We start from the raw sequence: 26,739 nt of genomic DNA, 5'->3' as shown, positions 1-26,739 counted from the left end.
CGTTCCGCTCCTCGGTCGCTGGCGCTCCCTGCGATGCTCGCTCACAGGGGGATGTTCCCGTGCTTCTTGGGCGGCAGCGTCTGGCGCTTGTTGGCCAGCAGCCGCAGCGCGCGGACGACGTGGACGCGGGTGTGCGAGGGCGGGATCACCGCGTCGACGTACCCGCGGTCGGCGGCGACCCACGGGTTGGCGAGGGTGTCCTCGTACTCGGTCACGAGCTCGGTGCGCAGCGCCTCGGGGTCCTCGGCGGCGGCCAGCTCGCGGCGGTACAGCAGCCCGACCGCGCCCTGCGCGCCCATGACGGCGATCTGGGCGGTCGGCCAGGCCAGGTTGACGTCGGCGCCCAGGTGCTTGGAGCCCATGACGTCGTACGCGCCGCCGTAGGCCTTGCGGGTGATGACGGTGATCAGCGGGACCGTCGCCTCGGCGTAGGCGTAGAGCAGCTTGGCCCCGCGCCGGATGATGCCGTCCCACTCCTGCGACGTCCCGGGGAGGAAGCCGGGCACGTCGACGAAGGTGAGCACCGGGATGTTGAAGGCGTCGCAGGTGCGCACGAACCGGGCGGCCTTCTCGCTGGCGTCGATGTCCAGCGTGCCGGCCAGCTGCGTGGGCTGGTTGGCCACGACGCCCACGGGGCGGCCCTCGACCCGGCCGAAGCCGACCAGGATGTTGGGCGCCCACAGCGCCTGCACCTCGAGGAACTCCTCGTCGTCGAGCACGTGGGTGACGACGGTGTGCATGTCGTAGGGGGTGTTGGGGGAGTCGGGGATGAAGGAGTCGAGCTCGAGGTCGGCCTCGGTGAGCGCCTCGGGCAGGGCGACGTCGACCGGGGCGACCTCGACCGCCGGCAGCGGGTCGAGGTTGTTGCTGGGCAGGTGCGACAGCAGGGCCTTGACGTAGTCGAGCGCGTCGGCCTCGTCCTCGGCCAGGTAGTGCGCGACGCCGGAGCGGGTGTTGTGGGTGCGCGCCCCGCCCAGCTCCTCGAGCGTCACGTCCTCACCGGTGACGGTCTTCACCACGTCGGGGCCGGTGATGAACATCTGGCTGGTCTTGTCGACCATGACGATGAAGTCGGTCAGCGCGGGGGAGTAGACGTGCCCGCCGGCCGCGGCGCCCATCACCAGGGAGATCTGCGGGACGACGCCGGAGGCGTGCACGTTGCGCCGGAAGATCTCGGCGTAGAGGCCGAGGCTGACCACGCCCTCCTGGATGCGCGCGCCGCCGCCCTCGTTGATGCCGATGACCGGGCAGCCGGTGCGCACCGCGAGGTCGAGGACCTTGACGATCTTCTCGCCGTAGACCTCGCCCAGGCTGCCGCCGAAGACGGTGACGTCCTGGGAGAAGACGCACACCTGGCGGCCGTCGATCGTGCCGTAGCCGGCGACCACGCCGTCCCCGTACGGGCGGCGGGCGTCGAGGCCGAAGTTGGTGGAGCGGTGCCGGGCGAACTCGTCGAGCTCGGTGAACGTGCCCGGGTCCAGCAGCGCGTCGATGCGCTCGCGGGCGGTCATCTTGCCCGCGGCGTGCTGCTTCTCGACCGCGCGCTCGGACCCGGCGTGCGTCGCCGCCTCCACCCGCCGCTCGTACTCGGCCAGCTTGCCGGCGGTGGTGTGCGGGTCGGGAGCAGGCGCTCCTGCGTTCTCCGGTTCGGCGGCACTCACAGCGCCGTAGCGTAGGTGACGTGCCCGACGCCGCCTCCTCCGCTGCCCGCCCGCCGCTGGACGCCGCCGCGCTGACCACCGCGCTGACCGGCTCCAGCGCCCTGTGGCGGGCCGTCGAGGTCGTCGAGGAGATCGGCTCCACCAACGCCGAGCTGGCCGCCCGGGCCGCCGCCGGGGAGCCGGCCGGGCTGGTGCTGGTCGCCGAGCACCAGGTCACCGGCCGCGGCCGGCTCGACCGCAGCTGGACGTCGCCGCCGCGGGCCGGGCTGACCGTCTCGGTGCTGGTCCGCCCCGACGTCCCGGCCGCCCGGCGGGCGTGGCTGTCGCTGCTCACCGGGGTGGCGCTGGCCGAGGCGGTGGCGGAGGTGACCGGTGTCCGCACGTCGCTGAAGTGGCCCAACGACCTGCTCGCCGCCGACGGGGCGAAGCTGGCCGGCATCCTCGCCGAGGGCTCCGGGCAGGCGGTGGTCATCGGCGCCGGCGTCAACGTCTCCACCCGCGCCGACGAGCTGCCGGAGACCGGGACGTCGCTGGAGCTGGCGTCCGGCGCCCCGGTCGACCGGGCCGCGCTGCTGCTGGCCTGGCTGCGGGCCTTCGAGACCCGCTACACCCGCTGGGTCGAGGTGCTCGGCGACCCGGTGGGCTCGGGCCTGGCGCGCGACTACCTCGCCTGGTGCTCCACCGTGGGCACGACGGTCACCGTGACCCTGCCCGACGGCTCGACCCTCGAGGGGGTCGCCGAGGCCGTCGACTGGGACGGCCGGCTGGTGGTGCGCACCGGCGGCGGCACCGTCGAGCTGGCCTCCGGCGACGTGCGACACGTCCGCCCGGCCCGCCGGGAGCCGTGACGTCGCCCGCCGGTTCGGTCATCCTCGACGGGTGCCCTACCCCGACAAGGTCCTCGGCGAGGACGAAGAGGTCGTCCGCCACCTGCACCCGCACTGGCTGACCGTCTTCTGGCCGGTCGTGCTCTTCCTCGTGCTGGTCGGGGCGACGTCCTTCGGCGCCGCGCTGGTGCCCGCAGGGGCGCAGCAGGGGACGTGGCGGCTGGTCCTGGTCGCGGCCGCGCTGGTCGTCGGGGTGGTGTTCGTCGCCGTCCCGCTGCTGCGCTGGCGGACGACGCACTACGTCCTCACCACCCACCGGCTGCTGTTCCGGACCGGCGTCCTGGCTCGGCACGGCCGGGACATCGGGTTGTCCCGGATCACCGACGTCTCCTTCCGGCAGAGCCTGTGGGACCGGGTCGTGAACTCCGGCACCGTCTCGATCGAGACCGCGGGGGAAGGCGGGCCGACGGTGTTCTCCGCCATCCCCGACAGCGAGGGGGTGCAGCAGCTGCTCAACCAGCTGGTCGAGGAGGACGCCGACCGGCGGGCCTCCCGCGGCGGGCACCCGGCCGACCCCCACGACGCCTGGGACCCCCACGACGCCTGGGACGGGCAGCACCCCACCGAGCGGTTCTGAGCCCCCGGACCGGTCCGTCACGGCGTGCCGGTTCCGGTCCTGTCGGAGGGGCGACCTACCGTGCGGGGCATGCGCCTGCTGCACACCTCCGACTGGCACGTCGGTCGTTCCCTGCACGGCACCGACCTGCTCGCCGAGCAGGAGGCGGTGCTCGGGGCGCTGGCCGAGGTGGTGGCCGCCGAGTCCGTCGACGTGGTGCTGGTCGCCGGTGACGTCTACGACCGCGCGGTGCCCTCGGCCGACGCGACGGGGGTGTTCAGCCGGGTCGTCCACCGCCTGCTCCGGGCCGGGGCCCAGGTCGTGCTGACCCCGGGCAACCACGACTCGGCCCGGCGGCTGGGCACGCTGTCGGAGGTGCTCGCCGCCGGCGGCCTGCACGTCCGCGCCGACACCGCGCGGCTCGACGAGCCGGTGCTCTTCACCGACGAGCACGGCGAGGTGGCCGTGTACGGCATCCCCTACCTGGAGCCGGAGATCGCCCGTCACGAGCTGGGCCTGCCCGAGGCCCGCAGCCACGAGGCGGTCCTCGCCGCGGCCATGGAGCGGGTGCGCGCCGACCTCCTCCTGCGGCCCGGCGCCCGGTCGGTCGTGCTGGCGCACGCCTTCGTCGGGGGCGGGCAGCCCAGCGAGAGCGAGCGCGACATCGCCGTCGGCGGGGTCGACCTGGTCCCGGCCGGCGTCTTCGACGGCGTCGACTACGTCGCCCTGGGGCACCTGCACCGCCCGCAGTCGCTCAGCGACCGGGTGCGCTACAGCGGCTCGCCGCTGGCCTACTCCTTCGGCGAGGCCGGGCAGCAGAAGCAGGCCTGGCTGGTCGACCTGGACGCCGGCGGCCTGGCCGGGGTGCGGGCCGTGCCGCTGCCCACCCCGCGCCGGCTCAGCGTGCTGCGGGGCGAGCTGCCGGAGCTGCTCGTCGACCCCGGCCTCGCGTCGGTCGAGGAGCACTTCGTCTCCGTCCAGCTCACCGACCCGGTCCGCCCGGTCGACCCGATGCGCCAGCTGCAGCGGCGGTTCCCGCACTGCGTGCACCTGGAGTGGACCGGCTCGGGCCCCGGCACCGACGCCCGCAGCTACACCGAGCGGCTCTCGGGCCGCAGCGACCTCGAGGTGGCCGGGGAGTTCGTCAGCCACGTCCGCGGGGGCGTCGAGGCCAGCGCCGCCGAGCGCGAGCTGCTGGGCCGCGCGCTCGCCGCCGCTGCCGCCGCCGAGGCCGCCCGGTGAGGGTGCACCGGCTGGAGCTGACCGCGTTCGGCCCGTTCGCCGACACGGTCGCCGTCGACCTCGACGAGGTCGGCCGCGACGGGCTCTTCCTGCTCTGGGGTCCCACCGGCGCGGGCAAGACGACGCTGCTCGACGCGGTCGTCTACGCCCTGTACGGCACCGTGCCCGGTGCGCGCGGGCAGGAGCGCCGGCTGCGCAGCGACCACGCCGGCCCCTCGGTGCGCACCGAGGTGCAGTGCGAGATCACCCTGGGCGGCGAGCGGCTGCTGGTGGTCCGCCGTCCCGAGCAGCAGCGCCCCAAGCTCAAGGGCACCGGCGTGACCAAGGAGCAGGCCAAGCTCACCGTCCAGCGCTGGACCGGCGAGGGCTGGGAGCCGGTGAGCACCCGCATCGACGAGGGCTCCGAGCACCTGCGCACCCGGCTCGGGCTGTCGGCCGAGCAGTTCTGCCAGGTCGTCCTGCTGCCGCAGGGCGACTTCGCCCGGTTCCTGCGGGCCGAGCCCGAGGAGCGCGGCCGGTTGCTCCAGACGCTGTTCGACGTGAGCCGCTTCGCCTCCGTCGAGGGGTGGCTGGACGACCAGCGCCGCACCGCCCGCGAGGTGCTCGACCAGGCCCGCGTGCGGGCGAGCACGCTGCTGGCCCGGGTCGCCCAGGTCGCCGACGTCGAGGTCCCCGAGGAACTGGCGCCCGACCTGGTGGGCGCCCCCTCGTCGGCGCGGGCGGGCGCCTGGGTGCACCAGGTGCGGGCCGAGGCCGCCGAGCACGTGCGGGAGCGCGAGCAGGCCGCCGCCGAGGCGGCGGCCGAGGTGGTCCGGGTCGACGCGGCGCTGGCCGCCGCCCGGGCCGAGGTCGACCGGCACGTCCGCCGCGACCGTGCGCGGGCCGAGCTGGCCCGGCTGGGCGCCGAGGCCGACGAGCTGAAGCCGCTGCGCGACCTGCTGGAGGCCGGCGTGCGCGCCGAGCCGGTGCGTGACGTGCTGGAGGCGGCCGGCCGCGCGGCGCTCGATGCCGAGCGCGCCGCCGAGCAACGGGCCGGCGCCCGGTCCTCCTGGGCCGCCGTCGCCGCCGGCCGGCCCGCCGACACGGTCCTGGCGCGAGCGCTGCGCGACGAGGCGGCCTCCCTGCGCGCCCTGCTGCCGGAGGTCGACCGGGCCGCCGAGCTGGCCACCGCGGTCGACCGCGGGGTCCACCGGGTCGCCGCCCTCGAGCGCCGCAGCGCCGCCGACGACGCCGCGGCCGAGGAGTGGCCCGCGCGGGTGGCCGCCCACGAGCAGGCGGTCGAGGCGGCCGCCGAGGCCGCCGCGCGGCTGCCCGGGCTCGCCGAGGCGCTCGAGCGCGGCCGGGCCGCGGTGCAGGCCGCCGCCGCGGTGCTGACGCTCAGCGCGCGGTCGGAGCTGGAGCACGAGCGGGCCCGGTCGGCCCGCGAGTCCTGGCTCGACGCCCGTGAGCACTGGACCGACCTGCGGGCCCAGCGGCTCGAGGGCATGGCCGCCGAGCTGGCCGCCGGCCTCGCCGACGGCGCCGACTGCCCGGTCTGCGGCGCGGCCGAGCACCCGCGGCTGGCCGTGCACACCGGGCCGGTCGTCACCCAGGCCGACGAGGACGCCGCCCGCGCGGTCACCGACCGGCGCGAGACCGCCGCGCGCGCCGCGCAGCAGCAGGCGGAGCAGACCGAGCGTGAGCTCGCCGCGCTGCGCGCCCAGGCCGGCAGCACGCCGCTCGCCGAGCAGGAGGCCGCCCTCGCCGCGGCCACCGAGGAGGAGCGGGCGGTCCGCGACCGGGCCGGGGTGCTGGAGAGCGCCCGCCGGGAGCTCGCCGCCCTCGTCGCCGAACGGGACGCCGCGGTCACCGCCCGCGCCGCCACCCGGGAGGAGCTGGCCCTGGCCCGTGCCGAGCTGGCCGCCGTCCGCGAGCAGCTCGCCGACGTCCGGCAGCGCCTCACCGCAGCCCGCGGCGAGGACGCCGGCATCGCCGAGCGGATCGGCCGGCTGACCGGGGAGGCCGAGCGCTGCGAGGCGCTCGTCGACGCCGAGGGCGCCGACCTGCGGTTCCGCGCTGCTGCCGGGGCCGCGCAGCGGCTGGCCCAGGAGCGGGTGCTCGAGGCGGGCTTCCCCGACCTGCTCGCCGCCGCCGACGCGCTGCTCGACCGGGGCCGCGCCGCCTCGATCGGTGCCCGGGTGGCCGAGCACGACCAGCGGTGGTCGGTCGTCACCGCGACCCTGGCCGAGCCCGAGCTGGCCGACCTCGCCCCGCGCCCGGACCTCGACGCGGCCACCGCCACCTGCCGCACCGCGACCGCCGCCCGGGAAGACGCCGTCGCCGCGCTCGCCCAGGCGCGCACGCGCACCGCCGCGCTCGACGGGCTGGCCGCCGACCTCACCTCCGTCGAGGTCGAGCTCGACGAGCGGCGGGCCGCTGCCGAGCAGGTCACCGCGCTGGCCGACCTGGTCAACGGCCGCGGGGCGAACGTGCTGAAGATGCGGCTGCAGTCGTTCGTGCTCGCCGCCCGGCTCGAGCAGGTGGCCGAGGTGGCCAGCCGCCGGCTGCGCGACATGTCCGGCGGCCGCTACACGTTCCTGCACAGCGACGCCCAGGGCCGGCACGGCGCCCGCGGCGGCCTGGGCCTGGACGTGCTCGACGAGTACACGGGGGTGCGCCGGCCCACCAAGACGCTGTCCGGCGGCGAGAGCTTCATGGCCTCGCTGGCGCTCGCCCTGGGGCTGGCCGACGTGGTCACCGCCGAGAGCGGCGGCGTGCAGATCGACACCCTCTTCGTCGACGAGGGCTTCGGCACGCTCGACCCGCAGTCGCTGGACGCGGTGATGACCGTCCTCGACGAGCTCCGCCGCGGCGGGCGCACCGTCGGGGTGATCAGCCACGTCGAGGAGCTGCGCACCCGGATCACCAGCCGGCTGGAGGTCGTCAGCGGCCGGGAGGGCTCCCGGTTGGCGAGCTGAGCCCCGCGCCGGGCGCCGCGACCCGGGCGTACCGGGGCGTGGTCAGTGCGTGACGGCCGTGTCCCGGCCGGGAGCCCCGGGAGGCGCCACGTCCGGGGCGGTGAACACCCACCGGCGGTAGCCGAGGTAGCGGATCACCGTGCCCAGCACGATCGACCCGATGTTGGCGATCTGCAGCACCAGCGCGCTGTCCTGGCCCAGGGGGTACCGGACCAGCGCGACGACGCCCAGGCCCAGCAGCAGCGTGACGCCGTTGATCGCGGCGAAGAGCACGTACTCCCGGCGGACGCTGGAGCGGGTCCGGTGGGAGAACGACCAGTACCGGTGGCCGACGTAGGCCACCGTCATGGAGACCACGGTGGCGATCAGGTTCGACCGCACGGCCCCCACGCCCAGGTGGGCGTACAGGAGCTGGAAGCAGGCGATCTGCAGGACGAAGCAGACGGCACCGACGACGCCGAAGGCGCCGAGCTCCTTGACGAGCAGCCGGGTGGAGGTGTGCACCCCGCGCAGGACTGACTCCGGGACGAGACGCACGCTGGCGACTGTACGGCCGTGGTGCCGGACACGCTGCGCTCCGGGCGGGGTCTCGTCCGTGTGGCGCTGCCACCAGCTCTCGGGCGGTCCTGTCGGCCGGGGCTGACCGCCCTCGATCCGATGGGTGACAAGTCGGCCGAGTGCACCTATCGTCCGCTCGACCGTCTGACAGGCGGCGCACACGAATCACGGGGGTCTCAGTTCATGTTCCGTCGTCTTCTCGCGGTCGCGCTCGCGTCCGCCGCCGTCGGCGTTGTGCCGGTGCTGCACGCCGCTCCGGCGCAAGCCGCCCCCGCCAGCAACGACCAGATCGTGCAGTCCTGGTACGGCGACTTCCTCGACCGTGACGACCCGGCCAGCGACCCGGGGCGGTCGTACTGGGTCGGCATGCTGGACCGTGGGGTCCCCCGGCAGTTCGTGCTGGGCAGCATCCTGCGGAGCTACGAGTACGCCAACCTCGAGGTGAGCAGCTACTACAGCGACCTGCTGGGGCGGGCACCTGACTCCGGGGCCGGCTACTGGATCGACCAGACGGCGAACCACGACATGGCGTGGGAGTGGGTTGCTCAGAACGTCCTGGCGAGTCGGGAGTTCGTCAACCGCTACAACTACAGCGGCGCGACGGGGTACATCCGCAACCTCTACTACCCGATCCTCGGTCGCTTCCCCACTGACGCGGACGCCGGGGGCATCAGCTACTGGGTCAACCGCTACAACCAGGTCGGCGCGCTCAACGTGGTCCGTGAGCTCTGGTACACCGATGAGGCCGTCCGCAACCGGCTGAGCGACCACTACAACCACCTGCTGCTGCGCGATGTCGACTACAACGGCGTCAACTACTGGGCTCCGCGGGAACGGCAGAGCGACATCACGGTCCAGGTGGAGCTGGCCTCGACCGCGGAGTACGCGGACCTGGCCTACTACCTGTACTACTGACGGTCCTCCCTGACAGCCGAACGGCCGGTCACCCGCGTCGGGTGGCCGGCCGTTCGGCTGTCTCCTGCCTGGCGCACAGGTGAACGGTCCGGCGATGCCTCGAGCGCTCGGTGGGCGGCGCGCCTCCGCCGGGATGACCGTGTGCGGGGCATGGGTGACAGCCCGACCCGGTGCCCCTAGGGTCCGCATCGCTGCCGGTCAGGTGGTACACATCGACCACGGGGGTCCCAGTCCATGTTCCGTCGTCTCCTCGCGGTCGCGCTCGCGTCCGCGGCCGTCGGCGTCGTGCCGGTGCTGCACGCCACTCCGGCGCAGGCGGCCACCGCCAGCAACGACCAGCTCGTCCAGTCCTGGTACTACGACTTCCTCTACCGGGAGGACCCGGCGAGCGACCCGGGCCGCCTGTACTGGGTCGACCAGCTCGACCGCGGGGTCTCCCGTGAGTACGTGCTCGGCTCGATCGTCCGCAGCACCGAGTACGCCAGCCTCCAGATCGGCATCGACTACGACGTCCTGCTGGGCCGCGAGCCCGACCCGGGCGCGAACTACTGGATCGACCAGACCGCGAACCACGACATGGCGTGGGAGTGGGTGGAGCAGAACATCCTCGCCAGCCCGGAGTTCTACCCCGGCGGGGACACGACGGCCGACGTCGAGTACGTCCGAGCCCTCTACTACTTCATCCTCGACGGCCGGGAGCCCAGCGGCAGCGAGATCAGCTACTGGCTCCGGCGCTACTGGCAGATCGGCTCGCTCAACGTCGTGCGCGAGATCTGGTACACCGACGAGGGCGTCCGCACCCGGCTCGCCGACAACTACGAGGCGCTGCTCGGGCGTGGGGTGGACGGGAACGGGCTGGCCTACTGGGCGCCCCGGGAGCGGCAGAGCGACATCACCGTGCAGGTGGCGCTCGCCTCCACCGACGAGTACGCCGCGCTCGCGGCCGAGATCTTCGCCTGACCCAGCCGCAACCACAGATCGGCACCACGGCCGGTCGCCCCTCGCTCGGGGCGACCGGCCGTCGTGTGACGGCTATCGGCCAGGGAGGGGCCGAGGCAGGTGCGTCCCGCGGCTCGGGGAGCTCGCCGTCTGGCCGGCGTCCCAGCCGGAGTACCAGGACGGCGTCCCGTCGGCGCGGTAGAGGACGACGTTGCCGTCGTCCTGCACGTCGAGCCGGGAGAAGCCCTCACGCCACGTGCCCGAGTCCCACCGCGCGTAGCCCACGCCGTTGTAGGCGACCAGGTTGCCATCGGCCTGCAGGAGGAGCTGGAAGGCGCCGTAGGACCCGGTGAAGAACAGCGGCCGGCCGCCGGCGGTGTAGACGACGACATTGCCGTCGGGCTGCAGGACCAGGTGGTAGCGGCCGTTGGCGCTGGTGACCTGCTGCCCGGTGCCCAGGTACTGGCCGGAGAACAGGCTGGTGCGGTCCCAGCCGGTGTACCAGGCCGCGGAGCGGTCGGCCCGGTACAGCACCACGTTCCCGTCGTCCTGCACCTCCAGCGTCGCGCCCGGGTTGCCGTAGGTGCCGGCGTGCCACAGCACCGCGCCGCTGGCGGCGTAGACCACCAGGTTGCCGTCGGTCTGCATCCTTAGGACCGCGCCGGGGTTGCCGTAGGTCCGCGAGTTCCACAGCACCCGCGAGTTCGGGCCGTAGGCGACGAGGTTGCCGTCGGCCTGGAGGGTCAGGCCGTGGGTGCGGTCGGCCGACATGAGCCACTGGCCGGCGGTCAGGGTCTGCCCGCCGGTCATCCGGTCGGTCTCGGCAGGGCTGGTCGTGGGGTCGGGCACGTCCGCGCGCGGCGGGACCTCCATCGGGGCGCTGCCGCACGACGTCGCGATGTCCCCGAGGGCGGACTTCTCGGCCGGGTCGACCGACAGGTGCCAGCGGTACTTCACCCCGATCCACGCCTGCGCGTAGGTGCACCGGATGGCGGTGGCCGGCGGCAGCCACTCGGCGGGGTCACGCGGGCCCTTCGCCGCGTGGACCGTGTCGGTGACGGCGTTGAGCGACCACACGTGGTCCAGGTCGTTGGCGAAGGCACGCCGCTCGGCGGCGGTCCAGGCCGCGGCGCCGGACTGCCAGGCCTCCTCCAGGGCCACCAGGTGGTCGATCTCGACCCGGGCGGGGTCGGTGCGCTCCTGGCCGTCGAGGAAGGAGACCCACCTGCCACCGACCTGGCAGGCCGGGCCCACCGTCGCCGGGGTGAACGACTCGGCGATGAGCACCTCGGCGCGGGTGTCGCAGCCGTCGCCGTCCGCGTCGACCCAGTGCTGGAAGGCGTCCGGGTCGTAGGGCTGTCCCGTGTACTCGGGCGCGACGACGAGCTGGTCGAGCACCTGGCCGGGGAACGCGGCCGACGCGGCGCCCGCGCCGGCCACGAGACCACCGCCGACGACGGTGGCCGCGGTAAGTGTGATGAGCAGTCCCGACGGTGTGCGGCCCATGCTCTCCCCCTGATCGGCACCTGTGCGAAACGGGGCGGACGCTAGCGCGGCGGAGCGCCGGCCGGGAGACCTCCGCGCGCGGTGGGCACACCGCCTCGACCCGTGCGTCGGTGCGGCCGGCGGCCGCGCGGCGAGGGCCGGCCGGAGCCGGTGGATAAGCTCCCGCTCACCATGAACACGCCTCTCGACCCGCGCACCGGGATGCCCGTCGTCGCCATGGTGGGCGGTGGCCAGCTGTCGCGGATGACCCATCAGGCCGCCGTCGCGCTGGGGCAGTCGCTGCGCGTGCTGGCCGCCGCGCCCGACGAGTCCGCCGCCCTGGTGGCGGCCGACGTTCAGCTCGGCGACCACCGCGAGCTGGCCGACCTCCGACGGCTGGCCGAGGGCGCCACCGTGGTCACCTTCGACCACGAGCACGTGCCCACCGAGCACCTGCGCGCCCTCGAGGACGCCGGCCACCGGGTCGCCCCCGGGTCGGCCGCGCTGGTGCACGCCCAGGACAAGCTGGTGCTCCGCCGGGCGCTCGCCGCGGCCGGTGAGCCGCAGCCCGCCTGGACCGAGGTCGCCACCGTGCACCAGGCCACCACGTTCGCCGACGAGGTCGGCTGGCCGATCGTGCTCAAGACCCCGCGCGGCGGCTACGACGGCAAGGGCGTCTTCGTCGTCGACGGCCCCGACGAGGTGGCCGGGCTCCTCGAGCAGCACGGCACGCTGCTGGCCGAGGAGCGGGTGGCCATGGTCCGCGAGCTCGCCGCCCAGGTGGCCCGCTCGCCGTTCGGGCAGGTCGCCGTCTGGCCGGTCGTGGAGACGGTGCAGCGCGACGGGGTCTGCAACGAGGTGTACGCACCGGCGCCGGACCTGGCCGACGAGCTGGCCACCGCCGCCCAGGAGCTCGCCGTGCGCATCGCCGACTCCCTCGGGGTGGTCGGCATGCTCACCGTCGAGCTGTTCCAGACCGCGGACGGCGTCCTGGTCAACGAGCTGGCGATGCGGCCGCACAACTCCGGGCACTGGTCGATCGAGGGCGCCCGCACCAGCCAGTTCGAGCAGCACCTGCGGGCCGTCCTGGACTACCCGCTGGGCTCCACCGAGATGACCGCGCCGGTCGTGGTCATGGCCAACGTCCTCGGTGGTGCCGCCGCCGACCAGACGTGGGACGGCCCCGGCATCGACGAGCGCGTGCACCACCTGATGGCGCACTGGCCCGACGTCAAGCTGCACTGGTACGGCAAGGGGCAGCGCCGCGGCCGCAAGCTGGGCCACGTCACCGCGCTGGGCGCCGAGCTGACCGAGGTCCGCAGCAGGGCCGTGGCAGCAGCGCGCTACCTCGCCGACGGCGTGGTCGACCCCGCGTTCGCCTTCGACGAGGAGCACTGAGCGCATGAGCGACCCCCGGGGCCCGATCGTCGGCATCGTCATGGGCAGCGACTCCGACTGGCCCACCATGAGCCCGGCCGCCGAGGCGCTGGCCGAGTTCGGCGTCCCGTACGAGGTGCACGTGCTCTCCGCGCACCGCACCCCGCGGCGGATGCTCGACTACGCCGAGGCCGCGGCCGGGCGTGGCCTGCGGGTCATCGTCGCCGGCGCCGGGGGAGCGGCCCACCTGCCCGGCATGGTCGCCGCGGCCACGCCGTTGCCGGTGATCGGCGTGCCCCGCCCGCTGGGCCAGCTCGACGGCATGGACAGCCTGCTGTCCATCGTGCAGATGCCCGCCGGGGTGCCGGTCGCGACCGTCGGCATCGGCGGTGCCCGCAACGCCGGGCTGCTCGCGGTGCGCATCCTGGCGGCCGGTCACCCCGAGCTGCTCGCGGCCGTCGAGCGGTTCCAGGCCGCCCTGGCCGACTCGGTCGTGGAGCGCGACGCCCGGCTGCAGGAGCGCCTCGCCGAGGGGTGAGCACCGGGGCGTCCTGGACGTCCGCTGGTAGCTTCCTGTTCACCCACCGTTCCCGGTCGGGTGCTCAGCGCGGTCGTGCACGCGGCGGCCCGGTCCCACCCCCGGAGAGCGATGCAGCCCTACCGTCGACTGTGGCCCTCCCCGGCAGGCGTGCACGTCGAGGTGACCGAGCCGGCCGACCGGGTGGTCGACCTGCTGCTGGACGGTCGCCGCGTGTGGTCCTTCCGCGAGCCCGCGGAGCCCGCCGACGCAGCAGGGCTGCCCGCCGGCCTCCCGGACGACGTCGACCCCGGGCAGCTGCGCTTCCAGCCCTGGCCGGAGTCGCTGCGCCGCCTGCTGTCGGGCACCTTCTCCGTCGAGCTGCGCCCGCTGGGCACGGACGCCGGCGTCACCACCGAGACCTCGCTGGGCGGCGACCCCGGCCCGCTCCGCCTGGTCGACGTGCACGACCGGCCGCTCGTGGTGAACAAGTGGGGCCGGCTGGGCCACGCGCTGGCCGACGCCCCGGCCGGGATGATCGACCGGATGCTCGACTCGATGGACCGGGTCAGGGAGCTGCTCGAGGAACACCTGGGTCCGGTCGTCTACGTCACCGGCGGCACGCTGCTGGGCCCGGTCCGCGAGGACGGGCACGTCATGCCGCACGACGACGACGCCGACCTCGCCTACCTCAGCCGCCGGTCGCACCCGGCCGACGTCGCGCTGGAGGCCTTCGACGTCGGCCGGCTGCTGTGCGCCGCGGGCTTCGAGGTCATCCGGCTCAGCGTCGCCCACGTACAGGTGCTGGTCAGCCACGACGGCGTGCCCGACCACTACGTCGACGTCTTCTCCGGGTTCCACCTGGAGGGCTGGTGGTACCAGCACTTCCCGATCCGAGCGCGGGTCGGCGTCGAGCGGCTCCTGCCGCCCAGCCGCCTGCTCGTCGAGGGCCGGGACGAACCGGCACCCCGTGAGCCGGAGGTGATGCTCGAGGAGCTGTTCGGCACCGGCTGGCGGGTGCCCGACCCGGCGTTCACCTTCGACGTGCCGGCCGAGACCGGCGACCGGCTCTACGGCTGGTTCGCCGACTACAACGTCGACCGGGAGGGCTGGGAGGACGAGGTCCTGCTGGCCCCGCGGGCCACGGGGACCGTCCTGCCCGAGCCCAGCGACTTCGCCGCCTGGGTCGACGGGCACGCGCCGGCCGGGCACGCGCTGCTGGAGCTGGGCTGCGGCCGCGGTCGCGATGCGGCCGCCCTGGCCGCCCGCGGGCGCACGGTCCGGGCCGTCGACTACTCGCGCTACGCCGTCCAGGACGCCCGGCGGCTGGCCGACGCGCTGCCGGGGGAGGCCGCGCCGGCCCTGGAGGTGCTCAACCTGCTGGACACCCGGGCCGTCGTGCGGCTGGGCGCCGAGCTGGCGTCCGCGCCCGGCCCCTGGTCGGTGCACGGCCGGCGGCTGCTCAACGCGATCGAGGACCGCGGCCGGGACAACGTCTTCCGGCTCTGCGGGATGCTGCTGCGCGGCGGCGGCGCGGCCCGCTTCGACGTCGTGGCCGACCACGGCTACGCCGGGGTCCCGGGCCACCGGCACCTGACCGTCTCCCAGCTGGTCACCGAGGCCGCGCGGCACCGCCTCGAGCTGACCGCCACCGAGCAGGTGGTCGAGCCGTTCACCTGGCTGGACGTGCCGGTGGAAGAACCCGTCCCGCTGACCCGCCTGACGTTCACCCGGAGGTCTCGATGACCCAGCCCCCGTCCCCCCGCGGCGGCCCGCTGCTGCGCCGCGCCCTGTTCCTGCTCCGCCGGGCGACCGCCCCGGCCGCGCTGGAGGTCCAGGCTGAGCTGCCCGGCCTGCGGGCCCAGCTCGCCGGACTGCAGGAGGAGGTCGCGCAGCTGCGCGACCGGGTCGCCACGGCCGAGCGGGAGGCGGCCGAGGTCGGGCAGCGCGCCGAGGAACGGGCGCACGAGTGGGCCCGCACCTGGGCCGACGCGCGGGTCGAGGACCGGCTCGGGGAGCTGGCCGCCGAGACGGCGGTCCTGCGCGACGGCCTGCACGAGTCACGCCGGCTCAACCTCCGCGTCGCCGAGCTCACCGACCTGGTGACCGAGCTGGTGCTGCCGTTGCACGACCGGGACATCGACCCCACCGCGCTGGCCACCCTGCGCGGGGACGTCCGCTGAACCGCACCCGCTGAGCGCGACCCGGCTCAGGCGGCGTGCGGCGCCGTCCCGGCCGGGTCGCGGGGGCGGACCAGCAGCGTGACCGCGGCGATGGCGAGGGCGACACCCGAGCCCACCGTGAACGCCAGGCTCGCGCGCAGCACGAGGTCGTCGACGACGGCGAACAGGACGGCGGCGGTCACCAGCCCGAGCGCCCAGACGACGGCGACCTGGCGGTGCCGGCCGGCGGCGACGAGGGCCTGACCGGCCACGAGCAGGCCCAGGTGCAGGACGCTGCCGACCGCGAGCAGCGCGATCTCCCCGCCCGGCAGGGCGTACCGGGCGCCGAAGACGAGCTCGACGATCGGCGGGCCCAGCCACAGCCCCACGGCGGCAGCCAGCACGGCCAGGACGCCGATCACGGCCAGCCCGCGCAGCAGGAACGTGCGCAGCCGGCTGCCGTCGCCGCTGGTGCCGAGGTTGACCAGGACGGGGACCAGGGCGCTCTGCAGCGGCACGGCGACGAACAGCGGCAGCCGCACCAGCGTGTAGGAGGCGATGAACTGGGCGGCCAGCGCCTCCTCGCCCGGGGCCGCCAGCACGGTGATGAGCACCGGTGCGGCGTTGAGCAGGGCCTGCGCGCACAACGACCCCACCAGCAGGTGGCCGACCGCGGTGACGAAGGGGCGCGCCGGCTCGACCGGGGCGTCCTCGTGGCGGGCCGCCGTCCGCCCGCGGGTCGTCCAGAGCAGCAGCGGCAGGTGGGCCAGCGAGATGGCCAGGACCAGCGTCCACGCGTAGTCCGAGCCCGAGGCGTCGTCGACGGACCAGCCCAGGACGAGGGCGAGCAGCACCCGCAGCCCGGAGTCGACCAGCAGGACGATCCCGTGCAGCCGGAGCCGGCCGGTGCCCAGCATCCAGCCGCGCAGCAGGAACTGCCCCGCGGAGACGACGCAGACGGCCAGCAGCGCCCACAGGAAGCCCACCTGGCCGCCGAGGGAGGAGGTGAGCACGCCGCCGAGGAGCGCCACCAGCACCAGGCAGGCGACGGTGAGCGTGAGCAGGGTCCGGGCCGTGCCCGCCGGGAACCGCGCGCCCGGGGGACGTGCGGAGACCAGCCGGGCCAGCTCCAGCTCCACCGGCAGGAAGGCGCCGAACCCGATGACGAGCGCGAGGGACCAGTAGGAGCCGAACCAGCCGTAGTCGGCGGTCGGCAGCCCGCGGGCCACGAGCGCCAGGTACGCGTAGGTGAACACCCCGGACCCGACGACCGACACCGCGACCAGCCCGAGGGCCTTCGCGTCGGCGCCCTGCCCGGGGTCCGGCGGGGCCTCCGCGCTGCTGCCCGTCTCGTCCCGCACCCCCGCACCGTAACTGCCGCGGCGCGTGGTGCACGGGGGGTGCCGGCAGCGAGTCACTTTTCCGTCACGGACGTCGACAGGTGTTCACTGCTCGGAGCGCAGTGCCGTCCAACCGAGGAGTGGAAGTGTCCCGATCTGTGGTCGCCCGAGACGCGGACGACCTGACCGGTGCTCCGGCCGGTGCCACCGCGCGGCGCCGCGAGGAGCCGTCCGCCGGCCAGTGGCTGGGGCTGTCCGCGCTGGTCGCGGGGCTGGTCGCGGTGCTGGCCACGGTCCTGCTCCCGCTCGCGCCGGTGAACACGAGCGAGCCCGTCGTGTCCTGGCCGCAGTCCGCGTCCGCGCCCACCTCGACGATGCTCCAGCTGACCGCGCAGACACCGCTGGCGATGGACGTCCGGTTCAGCTGCGCCGCGGCCCGTGTGGCGGGTGGGACGGAGGACGGTGTGCTCTTCGCCACCATCCGCCCGGGCCAGCCGGCCACCACCCGCTCGGGGCTGCTCGCCCGCGTCGACGCCGGGACGCTCACCGTCGTGGCCAACGACCGGGAGCTGCTGCGCGGCGGCCCGATCACCGGCGACTGCAGCTACGCCGTCACCGGGGACGCGACCGGTCTGACGGTCTCCCGCGACGGTGAGGTCGTGGGCCGGGGGCGGCCGGACGTGCTGCCGGCCGTCGACGTGCTGGCCACCTCGGTGACCGCGCTGGACCCCGCCGCGGGAGAGGAGCTGTCGGCCCGGATCACCGTGGACGACCAGTTTTCCACCTCGCCGTCGGCAGTCAAGTGGGTCCTCATCGTGCTGGTCCTGGTCGGCGCGGTGCTGTGCTTCCTCTTCCTGCTGGCCGACCACCGGGCCCGGGCCCGCGCCGCCGCCGGACCGCCGGCTCCGCGGGCAGGGCGCCGCTTCGGCGTCGCCGACGTCGTCGTCCCCCTGGTGATGGTCGCCTGGGCCTTCCTGTCGCCGATGTCGGACGACGACGGCTACTACGCGGCCATGGCGCGCGCCTCGGTGGACGGCGGCGCGGTCGGGCAGTACTACCAGCTGCTGAACCAGAACTTCACGCCCTTCACCTGGTTCTACCGGCTGCTCGGCTTCTGGACCGAGGTCGGCAACAGCCCGTTCGTGCTGCGCATCCCGGCGCTGGTCACCGGGCTGCTCACCTGGTGGGTGCTGCGGCGCTTCACGACCCAGCCGGGGGCGCTGCCGGCCGTGCTGCAGGACAGCCGCCGTGGTCGCGCCTCCCTCGACCTGGTGCTGGGCCTGGCGCTGCTGGCCTGGTGGATGCCCTACGGCATGGGCGTCCGGCCCGAGGCCATGGTGGGCTTCCTGGCCGCGGCGACGCTGCTGGCCGTCTCCGCCGGCCTGCGCCGCCGGAGCCTGCCGCTGCTCGCGGTGGCCGTGGTCGCCGCCGCGATGAGCGTCGTGTCCCACCCGACCGGCTTCGTGGCGCTGGCCCCCCTCCTGGTGGGCCTGCCGAAGATGATCGGCCTCGTCCGGGAGGGCGTGCGTCCGCTCGAGGCGCTGCTGCGCGCGGTCGCGGTCATCGCCCCGGGCGCGGTGGCCGGCATCGCGGCCTTCGGGGACGGCTCGTTCAACGACTTCCAGCGCGGGCAGCAGATCTTCCTGTCGATCCAGGACCAGAACAGCTGGTACGACGAGTACCAGCGGTACAACTTCCTCTTCAACTCCATCCCGATGGGCTCCTACGCCAAGCGCGCCGCCGTCGTGCTCGGGCTGGTCTGCCTGGTCTGGTTCGGCCTGCTCGCCGCCGCCTCGCGCCGGCGCGGACTGGTGAGCCCGCAGCTGCTGCTGGCGGGGCAGAGCCTCGCGCTGGCCTTCCTGCTGCTGTGGATCACCCCCAGCAAGTGGACCCACCACTTCGGCGCCGTCGACGGGCTGGGCCCGGCGTTCCTCGGGCTCTTCCTCACCTCCCTGCCGGTGCTCGTGCGCGCCCTGCCCGGCGGCCTGCGCACCGGGTGGGGGAGCGCGGTCCCGGCGATCGGCACGGCGGTGGTGGCGTTCTCGCTGGCGATGCACGGGCCCAACCTCTGGGCCTACTCGTGGATGCAGGGCGTGCCGCACACCGGGGTGCCGCCCTTCGTCTCCGTCATCGCCTTCGACCGCCCGCTCGTCTGGCTGGCGGGCATCCTGCTGCTGGTCCTGCTGGTGCGGGTGTTCGGCCGCCGGCTGCGGCTGCCGACGCGCCGTCCGTGGCTGACCGCCCTGCCGATCGCGACCGTGGTCTTCCTCGGGCTGACCGTCACCTACCTGCTGGGCAGCTTCGGCTACGCCGCGGTCCGCACCGCGGACACCTACTCGCCGTGGGCCGACGCGGTGCAGGACCCGCTGGGCTCCACCTGCGGCCCGGCCAAGGACATCGACGTCCTCGACGTCGACGGGGCCCGGCCGCTGACGCCGGAGTCCGGCACCGGCACCGGCGCGGACGTGTTCACCGCCGACGGCGGCTGGTACCCGCCCAGCCCGCCGCCGTCGGCCCCGGGCACGGGTGCGGCCGCGCAGGTGTGGGGCAGCCTGAACGAGGGCGTCCCCGGCAACACCGACGACCGCGACAACGGCGAGGGCACCGGCGTCTTCGCCTCGCCCTGGTACCCGCTGCCCGCCGACGTGCCCGCCGGTGACCGGGTCGCCTTCCTGGTCAGCGGCAAGCTGGACAGCGCCGGCAACGGCATTACGGTCGAGTACGGCCGCGGCGAGGGCACCGACCGCCCCCGGGTCAGCGAGACGGTGGTCAACGACCAGACCCAGACCGCCACCTGGCGGGTGCAGCCCCTGGACCTCGGGGCGGCGCGGGACGCGGGCGCGGACTCGATGCGCATCGTGGCCCGGGACGACACCACCGACGCCCCCGGCTGGATCGCCTTCACCGGCCCCTCGCTGATGACCACCGAGTCGATGAGCGACTACATCCCGCGCGACGCGGCGGTCGGGGCGGCCTGGCAGTTCACCTTCCTGTTCAACTGCCAGCGCCAGGTGCGCATCGACGAGGGCATCACCGAGCCGATGAGCTACGCGCTCAACTACCACGTGCCCGGCAGCAACGGCCTGCCCGACTCGATCTGGCAGCTGGGCCGGGGCGGTCTGTTCGCCCCCACCCAGCGGGACTCGTCGCTGACGCTCGTCGGCGGGGCGTTCCGGGACTTCCCGCAGATCCCCGACGTGCAGGTGTACCGGGTCGTGGCGCCCTACCCCACGGCCGCCTACGACCTGCAGAGCGGCACCGGGACGCGGTGGGGGTGGCAGGGCCCGGCCGAGGCTGCGTGGCCCTACGGTCTCGACTGACCCGGTCGTGACCGGCGGTCAGTCGAGCAGCCGCGACATGCCCGACACCCGGGAGTCGCCGGCCATCGACGCCAGCCACGCCGACCAGCCGGGCCGGGCGCGCATCGCCTCCAGGGCGCTGCGCGCCCCGGCCCGGTCGCCCCGGCGGGAGGCGGCGAGCGCGGCGTAGAGGTCGCGCGCGCCCTCGGGGGCGAAGACCGCCAGCGTCTCGTAGTCCCGCTCGTCGTAGGCCCGCTGGAGGTTGCGCAGCATCCGCAGCTGGGCCACCGGGTCGCCGGAGTCGTCGACCCGCAGGTCGAGCAGGACCCCGTCGTCGTCGCTGCTGGCCGGGGCGCCGCCGACCACCTGCAGGGCGGCGGACTGGCGGCCGCGGAGGTCGCCACCGGCGTCCTGCCCGGCGGTCAGCGCGGCGAGCAGCCGGTCGGCGAGCCCGCCGCCGGTGGCCGTGAACGCCTGGGACATCGCCGGCAGCACGTCGGCGGAGGCGAGCATGTTGCCCTGCACGCTGAACCCGTCACCGACCAGGTGCCCGCTCACCGGCAGCGAGCCGCGCCCGGTGTCGGCGGCGACCCGCCCGGTGACGTCGAGGACGGCGATCTGCCGGTCGACGTCCTCGGCGGCGTGGGCGGCCCGGCGGACCAGGTCCGCCGGCGAGCTGCCCTCGGACAGCCCGGCCAGCAGCGTCCCGCCCAGGCCGCGCCGGCTGCGCGCCTGGACGGCGACGACCCCCACCCCCGGGCGCACGGCGGGCACGACCCGCCCGACGGCCAGGATGCAGGAGGAGACGGCGATGCCGAGGTCGCCGGTGGCGGGGTCCCGGCCGATGACGGAGAAGGTCATGCCCGCACCGGCCCGGTGGTGCGTCCCCTCACCACGACCCCCCCACCGGCGCATCGGGCCGGCCCGCCGCCGCCCGCCACCATCCTGCCCGCCCCGCGCGGGCGGGGAGCGGTCAGCGCGCCGTCCACCGGGTCAGGCCGGGCGGCCCAGCTCACGGACGCCGTCCAGGGCCAGCCCGAGGGTGGCGGTGACCCGCTCGGTCGCGGCGCGGTGGGCCAGCCCGGCGGGGGCGGCGGCCCGGCACAGGACCAGCGAGGCGCCGGCGGCCAGCGGGGCGAGCAGCCAGGCCACCGGGCCCGCCTCGGTGGCCGCGCGCTCGTCGACCATCACCCGGTCGCCGGCGACGATGCCCAGCCGGCCTGCGAGCTCGGTCGCGGTCTCGACCAGGCCCGCCAGGGTCAGCGACCCGCCGCCGAGCACCAGGCCGACACCGGCGGGGTCGACCGGCTGCCACGGGGAGAACACGTCGCCCTGGCCGCGGACCTCCAGCGCGAAGTCCCGCGCCGGGCCGGTGTAGCCGGTCATGCCCATGCCCAGCGGGTGCAGCGACAGGCCGAGCAGCTCCTCCAGCCCGAGCTCCTCCAGGGGCGGCAGCCGGTCGGCGCCGGCCAGCACGACGTCGGCGGCGGTGAGCCGGTCGTCGTCCTCGGCGGCCGTCTCGAGCACGGCGGCGCCGCAGCTCCACGTGCCGAGCAGGACGGCGGCGGTCTGCCAGTGCACCGGCAGCGCGACCCCGACCGTCCGTCCGGGCCCGACGTCGAACTCCTCCTGCAGGAGGTTCGCCGTCTTGGCCACCCAGTTGGCCAGCGTCGTCGCGGACAGCTCGGTGCGCTCGCCGGAGACGTCGTCGTAGAAGGTGAGCAGCGGGGCGGCGGCGTCGCGCCGGAGCGCTGCGGACAGCAGGTCCTGGGGCGTGGGGGTTCCGGTGAGGGGCACGTGACCAGAGTGGCACCAGCGGACGAACTGGTCCGACGCCCACCGGCCCGGGGCCCCTCCGCGCGGCTAGAGTTCCTCCCCGATGACTGCTGCACGCGGTACCGCCCTGCTCCGACTGGACCACGCGGTGCTCCGCTCGACCCGTCGCGCGCTGGGTGGCACGCCCGCCGTCCCGGTCGCCCGGGGCATGTCCCACTTCGGTGAGCACGCCCTGGGCTGGATCGCCATCGGCGGGGTGGGCTGGCTGTCCGGCCGCCGGCGCGACGAGTGGGCCTCCGGGGTCGTCGGCGTGGTCGCCGCCCACGCCGCCGGGGTGCTGGTCAAGCGGGTGGTGCGCCGCGTGCGCCCCGCCCTGCACGACGTCCCGGCCCTGGTCTCCACGCCCAGCCGGCTGTCCTTCCCCAGTGCGCACAGCACGTCCACCGCGGCCGCGGCCGTGGGCTTCGCCCCGATGCTGGGCGCGCCGGTGATGGCGACGGTGACCGGCGCGATGCTGGTCTCCCGCGTGCTGCTGGGCGTGCACTACCCGACCGACGTCGTCACCGGCGCCGCGCTCGGCGCGACCGTGGCCACGGTGGTCCGGCGACGCCGGACCACCACCCCGACCGGCAGGAAGGCACGACAGTGACGGCGCACCCCGAGCCGGCCAGCCCCGGTGTGAGGCCCGCGCGCGGGCTCACGCCCGTCCAGGACGGCCCCCGGCCCCCGGCCGTCGAGCTCCCGCCCCGCATCCCGGGCCTGCGGGGTTCCCGGCCGTGGGCGGTCGTCCGGGCCCTGCGTCCGCGCCAGTGGGTCAAGAACGCCCTGGTGCTCGCCGCGCCGCTGGCCGCCGGGGCCATCTTCGACCCCGACGTGGCCGGCCCGACCGCCGTCGCGTTCGTCCTCTTCTGCCTGGCGTCCTCGGGCGTCTACCTGGTCAACGACTCCATCGACGTGGAGGAGGACCGGCGCCACCCGCGCAAGCGGTTCCGGCCGATCGCCGCCGGGCTCGTCCCGCGGTCGCTCGCGGTGGCCATGGCCGTCGTCCTCTTCGCCGTCACGCTGGTGGCGGCGGCGCTGCTGACCCGCCCCGAGCTCGCCTGGGTGCTCGCCAGCTACGTGGTCATCCAGCTCTGCTACTGCACGTTCCTGAAGAACGAGCCGGTCATCGACCTGGCCGTGGTGGCCTCCGGCTTCCTCCTGCGGGGCATCGCCGGCGGTGTCGCCGCCGGGCTGGTGCTCTCCCAGTGGTTCCTGCTCGTGGCCGCCTTCGGGTCGCTGTTCATGGTCGCGGGCAAGCGGTACTCCGAGCTGGTGGTCGTCGGCGACGCCGCCGCCACCCGCAAGACGCTGCGGGAGTACTCCGCCAGCTACCTGCGGTTCGTCTGGAGCCTGTCGGCCGGTGTCGCGTGCACCGCCTACAGCCTGTGGGCCTTCGACATGGCCAGCGCCGAGGACGGCGGCGTCTGGGCCACCATCTCCATCGCCCCGTTCGTGATCGGCATCCTGCGGTACGCCGTCGACGTCGACAAGGGCGCTGCCGGTGCGCCGGAGGAGATCGTGCTCGGCGACCGCGTGCTGCTGCTCCTGGGCGCCCTGTGGGCCGCCATCGTCGCGGTGGGCGTCTTCACCCGCTGACCCCCGGGGTCGACCTGCGCCTCGAGCCCCCACCAGCCGTCCCGCGGCCGGTGGGGGCTCGACGCGTCTGCGGGCGACCGCGGGTCACGATCGGGGCACGTGTGCTCCGCGGGCCTCCCGCGGGGACGGACCGGCGGACTACGGTCCGGACCCTGCCGAGGACCCCCGGTGGACCCGCCGACCGGACGGACGTGCCGTGCCCCGCAGACCGCTCGCACCCGCCCGCCGCCGTCCGCTGGGGGTGGCCGCGCTCGCCGCCGCGGCCCTGCTGACCGGCTGTGCCGGGGACGGCACCGTGCTCGACCTGGGCGACGGGGTCACCGGTTACGTCAGCTCGGAGCCCGACGGCGCCCGCACCGCCGCGATCGTCGCCGGCACGCTGGCGGTGTCCGGTGGTGGCTGCCTCGTCCTGGACGACGGCGCGGGCACCCGGTACTTCCTCGCGCTGCCGTACGGCACACGAGCTGCCCCCGGCGCGGTGGGCGTGACGTCCGGAACGGGGCAGGTGCTGGCCGTGGGGGACCAGGTCACCGGCGGGGGCGGGTACGACGAGGACGACGACTGGCGCGACGGCGTCAGCGGCGGCGGGTGGTCCGACGTGCCCGGGGAGTGCCTGGCGGGGACGAGCGGCCTCGCCTACACCTACGACCTCGCCCGGGCCTGAGCGATCGGCAGGACGACGGACGCCCCCCGGGTCGGGCGCCGCGGCGCCTGACCCGGGGGGCGTCCGGGGCGGGACCCGGTCAGTTGATGCAGCTCTGGTCCGCGGCGGTGCGCGGCGGGGCGACCTCGGCGGTGCTGGGGGCGGCGGTCGTGGGCCGGGCGGTGACGGCCTGCCCGACCCCGTTGAAGTCCGCGCCCAGCACGAGCTGGACCGTGCCGGCGGTGGCGTCGTCCGCCGGCACGGTCACCGCCCCCGGGACCGCCGCGGCCAGGGCGGCGGCCAGCGCGTCGTCCCCGGCGGCGAAGCGGATCTCGGTGGCGTCGTAGGTCATGGCGTCGGCGTTGCCGGTGCCGGCGACCGGGAAGCCGGCCTGCGTCAGCCCGGTGGCGGCCTTCGCGGCCAGCCCTGCGGTGCCCGAGCCGTTGAAGACCTCGACCGAGACGTCCGCCGGGGCGGCGGTGGAAGCCGGCGCCTCGCTCACCGGGGCCGCCGCCGCTGCCGGCGGCGGCGGGTCGGCGGACAGGTCGGCGAAGAAGGAGCGCAGCGTGGCGGTGTCGGCCAGCCGGATGATCGACAGGTCGCGCTCGTCGCGGTCCGTGCCCACGTTCGGCACGGTCTGGAAGTCGATGTTGCCGGCGGTCACCGACTGCATCTGCTGCGCCAGCTCCATCAGGTCCAGGTCGGCGTCGATGGTCAGGGCCTGCGACGCGGCCTGGACCAGGTCCTGCTGCTTCCCCAGGTCGCGGAGGACCTCGTCGGACAAGATCTTGCGGAGCACGCCGGCGAGGAAGACCTGCTGCCGGACGATGCGGTCGAAGTCGCCGCCCGCGAGGTGGTGCCGCTGCCGCACGAACTTCAGCGCGTCGGCCCCGCTGATGGTCTGCGGGCCGGCCGGGAAGAAGGCCCCCGACCACTCGCGGTCGTCGACGGGCTCGCAGAGGTTGACGTCGACCCCGCCGACGACGCTGCTCAGCTCGAAGAACCCGAGCAGGTCGACCTCGGCGTAGTGGTCGATGCGCAGGCCGGTGAGCTGGCTGAGGGTCTGCACCAGCAGCTGGGACCCGGCGGCGGACTTCTCCTCCTCGGCGGCGTCCTCGGGGACGTCCTGGCGGCCGTAGGCGTAGGCGGCGTTCAGCTTGTCCCAGCCGTGACCGGGGATCTGCACGTAGGAATCGCGGGGGAAGGAGACGAAGGAGGCCTTGGACCCGTCGGCGGGGACGTGCACCAGGATCATCGTGTCGGTGTTGGTCCCGGCGTCCTCGCCGGCCTTGAGCTCGGCGAGCTGGTCGTCGGTCAGCGCGGCCCTGCTGTCGTTGCCGACCAGCAGCAGGTTCATCGCCGCGCCGGTCGTCACCGTCTGGTCGTTGCCCGCCGTGGGGATGGCGTCGGTGCGGGTGACGGTCGCCTCGGCGACCTGGCCCAGGTACCAGCCCCAGCCGCTGGTGACCAGGAGGGCGAGGGAGAGCAGACCGGCGGTGACCCGCCCGGTCCACACCAGACGGCGCCCGCCGCCGGTGGCCCCGTCGGCCGGCTGACCGGCGCGCGGGTCCAGGTGCGGAGGCAGCGTGCGCCGTCCGGGCTCCTGGGGGCGGGCGTGCTCGTCGTGGTCCATGTCCTGTTCCTCACGTCGACGTGCCGACGTCGGTCTGCTGACCGGATGGTCAGTGGTCCAGCGGCGTGATCGACCCGTGACGTTACGGGCGGTGACAGCCCGGACACGGGAACCCGCCGGTCGGGACGGGGGTCCGGCTGCTCACCGTCCCCGTCCGTCACACCAGGCCCGTGGACCCCGGGGCCGGCGTCCGCGGCGGCGCCGCCGACCTCCCTGGGGCGGGTGGGACGCGGGTGTGGGGGAGGGGCGCAGGGGCCGGCGGGACCCGGTTCCTGGCGGAAGGGGCGCCGAACAGCCAGGTAGCGTGACCGCATGACCTCGACCTCCGCCGACGCCGGGCCGCGGAGCTCGTACCGGGCTCTCGGTGACCTCCGGGCCGGGTGGGCGCAACGACCGCTGTGGGGGCACCTGGGCTGGCAGGACATCCGCCAGCGGTACCGCCGGTCGTTCCTGGGCCCGATCTGGATCTCGATCACGATGGCGATCACCGCCATCGCGCTGGGCATCCTCTACGCCGGGCTCTTCGACACCGACATCGACGTGCTGCTGCCCCACCTGCTGCTGGGCTTCATCATCTGGAACTTCATCTCCGGCTGCATCACCGAGGGCGCGGAGGTGTTCACCTCCAACGAGGGCCTGATCACCCACCTGCCCGCACCGCTGAGCGTGCACCTGTACCGGCTGGTGTGGCGGCAGAGCCTGTTCTTCCTGCACAACGCCGTCGTCTACCTGGTGATGCTGCTGGTCTTCCCGCAGCAGCTGCACTGGACGGCGATCGCCGTCGTCCCGGCCTTCGTGCTGCTCGCGCTGAACGGCGCCTGGGCGGCGATGCTGTTCGGGATCGTCAGCACCCGGTTCCGCGACCTCGTCCCGATCGTCCAGTCGATCATGCAGCTGGCGTTCTTCATGACGCCGATCGTGTGGATCTACCAGGACCTGCTGGACAGCCCGAACCCGACGGTCCGCGAGCGGGCGAGCCTCGCCGAGCTCAACCCCTTCCTGCACTTCCTGGAGATCGTCCGGGCGCCGCTGCTCGGCCAGGACCAGCAGCTGCACCACTGGATCGTCGTCCTGGTCATCACCGTGGTGGGCTGGGCGCTGACGTTCACCGTGCTGCGCCGCTACCGTGCCCGAGTCCCGTATTGGGTGTGAAC

Annotated in this window: 22 protein-coding genes; 15 read left to right on the top strand and 7 right to left on the bottom strand. The window is 75.0% G+C overall.

Annotated features, from left to right (window positions below):
- Positions 1 to 41: 41 nt before the first annotated feature.
- Positions 42 to 1,661: an acyl-CoA carboxylase subunit beta gene (locus ACGBYP_RS07105; RefSeq protein ID WP_411582568.1), complete on the bottom strand. Its 1,620-nt coding sequence runs from the start codon at positions 1,659 to 1,661 to the stop codon at positions 42 to 44.
- 20 nt (positions 1,662 to 1,681) lie between these two features.
- Between ACGBYP_RS07105 and ACGBYP_RS07100 the strand changes: the two genes are divergently transcribed.
- From ACGBYP_RS07100 to ACGBYP_RS07085, 4 genes are all read left to right on the top strand, one after another.
- On the top strand, positions 1,682 to 2,509 hold the full coding sequence (locus ACGBYP_RS07100) for a biotin--[acetyl-CoA-carboxylase] ligase (RefSeq protein WP_411582567.1): 828 nt from the start codon (positions 1,682 to 1,684) through the stop codon (positions 2,507 to 2,509).
- Positions 2,510 to 2,540: 31 nt separating this feature from the next.
- Positions 2,541 to 3,125 carry a PH domain-containing protein gene (locus ACGBYP_RS07095; protein ID WP_411582566.1) on the top strand — a complete coding sequence of 195 codons (585 nt, stop codon included), beginning with the start codon at positions 2,541 to 2,543 and terminating at the stop codon, positions 3,123 to 3,125.
- Between the two features lie 69 nt (positions 3,126 to 3,194).
- Positions 3,195 to 4,346, top strand: coding sequence for an exonuclease SbcCD subunit D (locus tag ACGBYP_RS07090; protein ID WP_411582565.1), 1,152 nt, complete (start codon positions 3,195 to 3,197; stop codon positions 4,344 to 4,346).
- On the top strand, positions 4,343 to 7,303 hold the full coding sequence (locus tag ACGBYP_RS07085) for an AAA family ATPase (protein WP_411582564.1): 2,961 nt from the start codon (positions 4,343 to 4,345) through the stop codon (positions 7,301 to 7,303). The genes ACGBYP_RS07090 and ACGBYP_RS07085 overlap by 4 nt, the downstream gene beginning before the upstream one ends.
- A 42-nt stretch (positions 7,304 to 7,345) precedes the next feature.
- Here ACGBYP_RS07085 and ACGBYP_RS07080 read toward each other — a convergent pair whose 3' ends face one another.
- Positions 7,346 to 7,840: a GtrA family protein gene (locus ACGBYP_RS07080; protein WP_411582563.1), complete on the bottom strand. Its 495-nt coding sequence runs from the start codon at positions 7,838 to 7,840 to the stop codon at positions 7,346 to 7,348.
- Between the two features lie 204 nt (positions 7,841 to 8,044).
- On the opposite strand from ACGBYP_RS07080, the gene ACGBYP_RS07075 reads away from it, so the two are divergent.
- Together ACGBYP_RS07075 and ACGBYP_RS07070 are read left to right on the top strand one after the other, a co-directional pair.
- Positions 8,045 to 8,776, top strand: coding sequence for a DUF4214 domain-containing protein (locus ACGBYP_RS07075; RefSeq protein WP_411582562.1), 732 nt, complete (start codon positions 8,045 to 8,047; stop codon positions 8,774 to 8,776).
- A gap of 234 nt (positions 8,777 to 9,010) precedes the next feature.
- Complete coding sequence (locus ACGBYP_RS07070) at positions 9,011 to 9,736, top strand: DUF4214 domain-containing protein (protein ID WP_411582561.1); 726 nt, start codon at positions 9,011 to 9,013, stop codon at positions 9,734 to 9,736.
- A gap of 72 nt (positions 9,737 to 9,808) precedes the next feature.
- Here the strand turns inward: ACGBYP_RS07070 and ACGBYP_RS07065 are convergent, their stop codons facing one another.
- Positions 9,809 to 11,221: a hypothetical protein gene (locus ACGBYP_RS07065; RefSeq protein ID WP_411582560.1), complete on the bottom strand. Its 1,413-nt coding sequence runs from the start codon at positions 11,219 to 11,221 to the stop codon at positions 9,809 to 9,811.
- 171 nt (positions 11,222 to 11,392) lie between these two features.
- Between ACGBYP_RS07065 and ACGBYP_RS07060 the strand changes: the two genes are divergently transcribed.
- The 4 genes from ACGBYP_RS07060 to ACGBYP_RS07045 all read left to right on the top strand — a co-directional run bounded on the left by ACGBYP_RS07060 (position 11,393) and on the right by ACGBYP_RS07045 (position 15,277).
- On the top strand, positions 11,393 to 12,598 hold the full coding sequence (locus ACGBYP_RS07060; protein WP_411582559.1) for a 5-(carboxyamino)imidazole ribonucleotide synthase: 1,206 nt from the start codon (positions 11,393 to 11,395) through the stop codon (positions 12,596 to 12,598).
- 4 nt (positions 12,599 to 12,602) lie between these two features.
- Positions 12,603 to 13,115 carry a 5-(carboxyamino)imidazole ribonucleotide mutase gene (gene purE / locus ACGBYP_RS07055; RefSeq protein ID WP_411582558.1) on the top strand — a complete coding sequence of 171 codons (513 nt, stop codon included), beginning with the start codon at positions 12,603 to 12,605 and terminating at the stop codon, positions 13,113 to 13,115.
- 111 nt (positions 13,116 to 13,226) lie between these two features.
- A complete protein-coding gene (locus ACGBYP_RS07050; RefSeq protein ID WP_411582557.1) occupies positions 13,227 to 14,840 on the top strand; it encodes a class I SAM-dependent methyltransferase in 1,614 nt (537 codons plus the stop codon).
- Positions 14,837 to 15,277 (top strand): DUF6752 domain-containing protein, encoded by a 441-nt coding sequence (locus tag ACGBYP_RS07045; RefSeq protein WP_411582556.1) that lies wholly within the window; start codon positions 14,837 to 14,839, stop codon positions 15,275 to 15,277. Before ACGBYP_RS07050 ends, ACGBYP_RS07045 begins: the two co-directional genes overlap by 4 nt.
- A gap of 26 nt (positions 15,278 to 15,303) precedes the next feature.
- On the opposite strand, the gene ACGBYP_RS07040 is transcribed toward ACGBYP_RS07045, so the two are convergent.
- Positions 15,304 to 16,617: a lipopolysaccharide biosynthesis protein gene (locus ACGBYP_RS07040; RefSeq protein ID WP_411582555.1), complete on the bottom strand. Its 1,314-nt coding sequence runs from the start codon at positions 16,615 to 16,617 to the stop codon at positions 15,304 to 15,306.
- A gap of 125 nt (positions 16,618 to 16,742) precedes the next feature.
- Between ACGBYP_RS07040 and ACGBYP_RS07035 the strand changes: the two genes are divergently transcribed.
- Positions 16,743 to 19,916, top strand: coding sequence for an arabinosyltransferase domain-containing protein (locus ACGBYP_RS07035; protein WP_411582554.1), 3,174 nt, complete (start codon positions 16,743 to 16,745; stop codon positions 19,914 to 19,916).
- Between the two features lie 18 nt (positions 19,917 to 19,934).
- On the opposite strand, the gene ACGBYP_RS07030 is transcribed toward ACGBYP_RS07035, so the two are convergent.
- Positions 19,935 to 20,756 (bottom strand): DUF1028 domain-containing protein, encoded by an 822-nt coding sequence (locus tag ACGBYP_RS07030; protein WP_411582553.1) that lies wholly within the window; start codon positions 20,754 to 20,756, stop codon positions 19,935 to 19,937.
- A gap of 132 nt (positions 20,757 to 20,888) precedes the next feature.
- A complete protein-coding gene (locus ACGBYP_RS07025; protein WP_411582552.1) occupies positions 20,889 to 21,692 on the bottom strand; it encodes a TIGR03089 family protein in 804 nt (267 codons plus the stop codon).
- An 82-nt stretch (positions 21,693 to 21,774) separates the two neighbouring features.
- Between ACGBYP_RS07025 and ACGBYP_RS07020 the strand changes: the two genes are divergently transcribed.
- From ACGBYP_RS07020 to ACGBYP_RS07010, 3 genes are all read left to right on the top strand, one after another.
- Positions 21,775 to 22,320: a phosphatase PAP2 family protein gene (locus ACGBYP_RS07020; protein ID WP_411582551.1), complete on the top strand. Its 546-nt coding sequence runs from the start codon at positions 21,775 to 21,777 to the stop codon at positions 22,318 to 22,320.
- Positions 22,317 to 23,309 (top strand): decaprenyl-phosphate phosphoribosyltransferase, encoded by a 993-nt coding sequence (locus tag ACGBYP_RS07015; RefSeq protein ID WP_411582550.1) that lies wholly within the window; start codon positions 22,317 to 22,319, stop codon positions 23,307 to 23,309. Before ACGBYP_RS07020 ends, ACGBYP_RS07015 begins: the two co-directional genes overlap by 4 nt.
- Positions 23,310 to 23,505: 196 nt before the next feature.
- Positions 23,506 to 23,973 (top strand): hypothetical protein, encoded by a 468-nt coding sequence (locus ACGBYP_RS07010; RefSeq protein WP_411582549.1) that lies wholly within the window; start codon positions 23,506 to 23,508, stop codon positions 23,971 to 23,973.
- A gap of 79 nt (positions 23,974 to 24,052) precedes the next feature.
- Here ACGBYP_RS07010 and ACGBYP_RS07005 read toward each other — a convergent pair whose 3' ends face one another.
- Complete coding sequence (locus ACGBYP_RS07005) at positions 24,053 to 25,585, bottom strand: LCP family protein (RefSeq protein WP_411582548.1); 1,533 nt, start codon at positions 25,583 to 25,585, stop codon at positions 24,053 to 24,055.
- A gap of 312 nt (positions 25,586 to 25,897) precedes the next feature.
- Between ACGBYP_RS07005 and ACGBYP_RS07000 the strand changes: the two genes are divergently transcribed.
- A complete protein-coding gene (locus ACGBYP_RS07000) occupies positions 25,898 to 26,737 on the top strand; it encodes an ABC transporter permease (RefSeq protein WP_411582547.1) in 840 nt (279 codons plus the stop codon).
- The last annotated feature ends 2 nt before the right edge of the window (positions 26,738 to 26,739 follow it).

The sequence above is a fragment of the Modestobacter sp. SSW1-42 genome, assembly GCF_046635825.1.
In the GTDB taxonomy this organism is placed as follows: Bacteria; Actinomycetota; Actinomycetes; order Mycobacteriales; family Geodermatophilaceae; genus Modestobacter.
The sequence above is the reverse complement of the archived record's forward strand: the minus strand, read 5'-3'. Positions and strand labels throughout refer to the sequence as shown.

Bases quoted from the DNA above. Each gene is read 5' to 3' on its own strand.
- ACGBYP_RS07090 (WP_411582565.1), top strand. From the start codon at position 3,195: ATGCGCCTGCTGCACACCTCCGACTGGCACGTCGGTCGTTCCCTGCAC.
- ACGBYP_RS07075 (WP_411582562.1), top strand. From the start codon at position 8,045: ATGTTCCGTCGTCTTCTCGCGGTCGCGCTCGCGTCCGCCGCCGTCGGC.
- ACGBYP_RS07070 (WP_411582561.1), top strand. From the start codon at position 9,011: ATGTTCCGTCGTCTCCTCGCGGTCGCGCTCGCGTCCGCGGCCGTCGGC.
- ACGBYP_RS07065 (WP_411582560.1), bottom strand. From the start codon at position 11,221: ATGGGCCGCACACCGTCGGGACTGCTCATCACACTTACCGCGGCCACC.
- ACGBYP_RS07060 (WP_411582559.1), top strand. From the start codon at position 11,393: ATGAACACGCCTCTCGACCCGCGCACCGGGATGCCCGTCGTCGCCATG.
- purE (WP_411582558.1), top strand. From the start codon at position 12,603: ATGAGCGACCCCCGGGGCCCGATCGTCGGCATCGTCATGGGCAGCGAC.
- ACGBYP_RS07050 (WP_411582557.1), top strand. From the start codon at position 13,227: ATGCAGCCCTACCGTCGACTGTGGCCCTCCCCGGCAGGCGTGCACGTC.
- ACGBYP_RS07045 (WP_411582556.1), top strand. From the start codon at position 14,837: ATGACCCAGCCCCCGTCCCCCCGCGGCGGCCCGCTGCTGCGCCGCGCC.
- ACGBYP_RS07030 (WP_411582553.1), bottom strand. From the start codon at position 20,756: ATGACCTTCTCCGTCATCGGCCGGGACCCCGCCACCGGCGACCTCGGC.
- ACGBYP_RS07020 (WP_411582551.1), top strand. From the start codon at position 21,775: ATGACTGCTGCACGCGGTACCGCCCTGCTCCGACTGGACCACGCGGTG.
- ACGBYP_RS07005 (WP_411582548.1), bottom strand. From the start codon at position 25,585: ATGGACCACGACGAGCACGCCCGCCCCCAGGAGCCCGGACGGCGCACG.
- ACGBYP_RS07000 (WP_411582547.1), top strand. From the start codon at position 25,898: ATGACCTCGACCTCCGCCGACGCCGGGCCGCGGAGCTCGTACCGGGCT.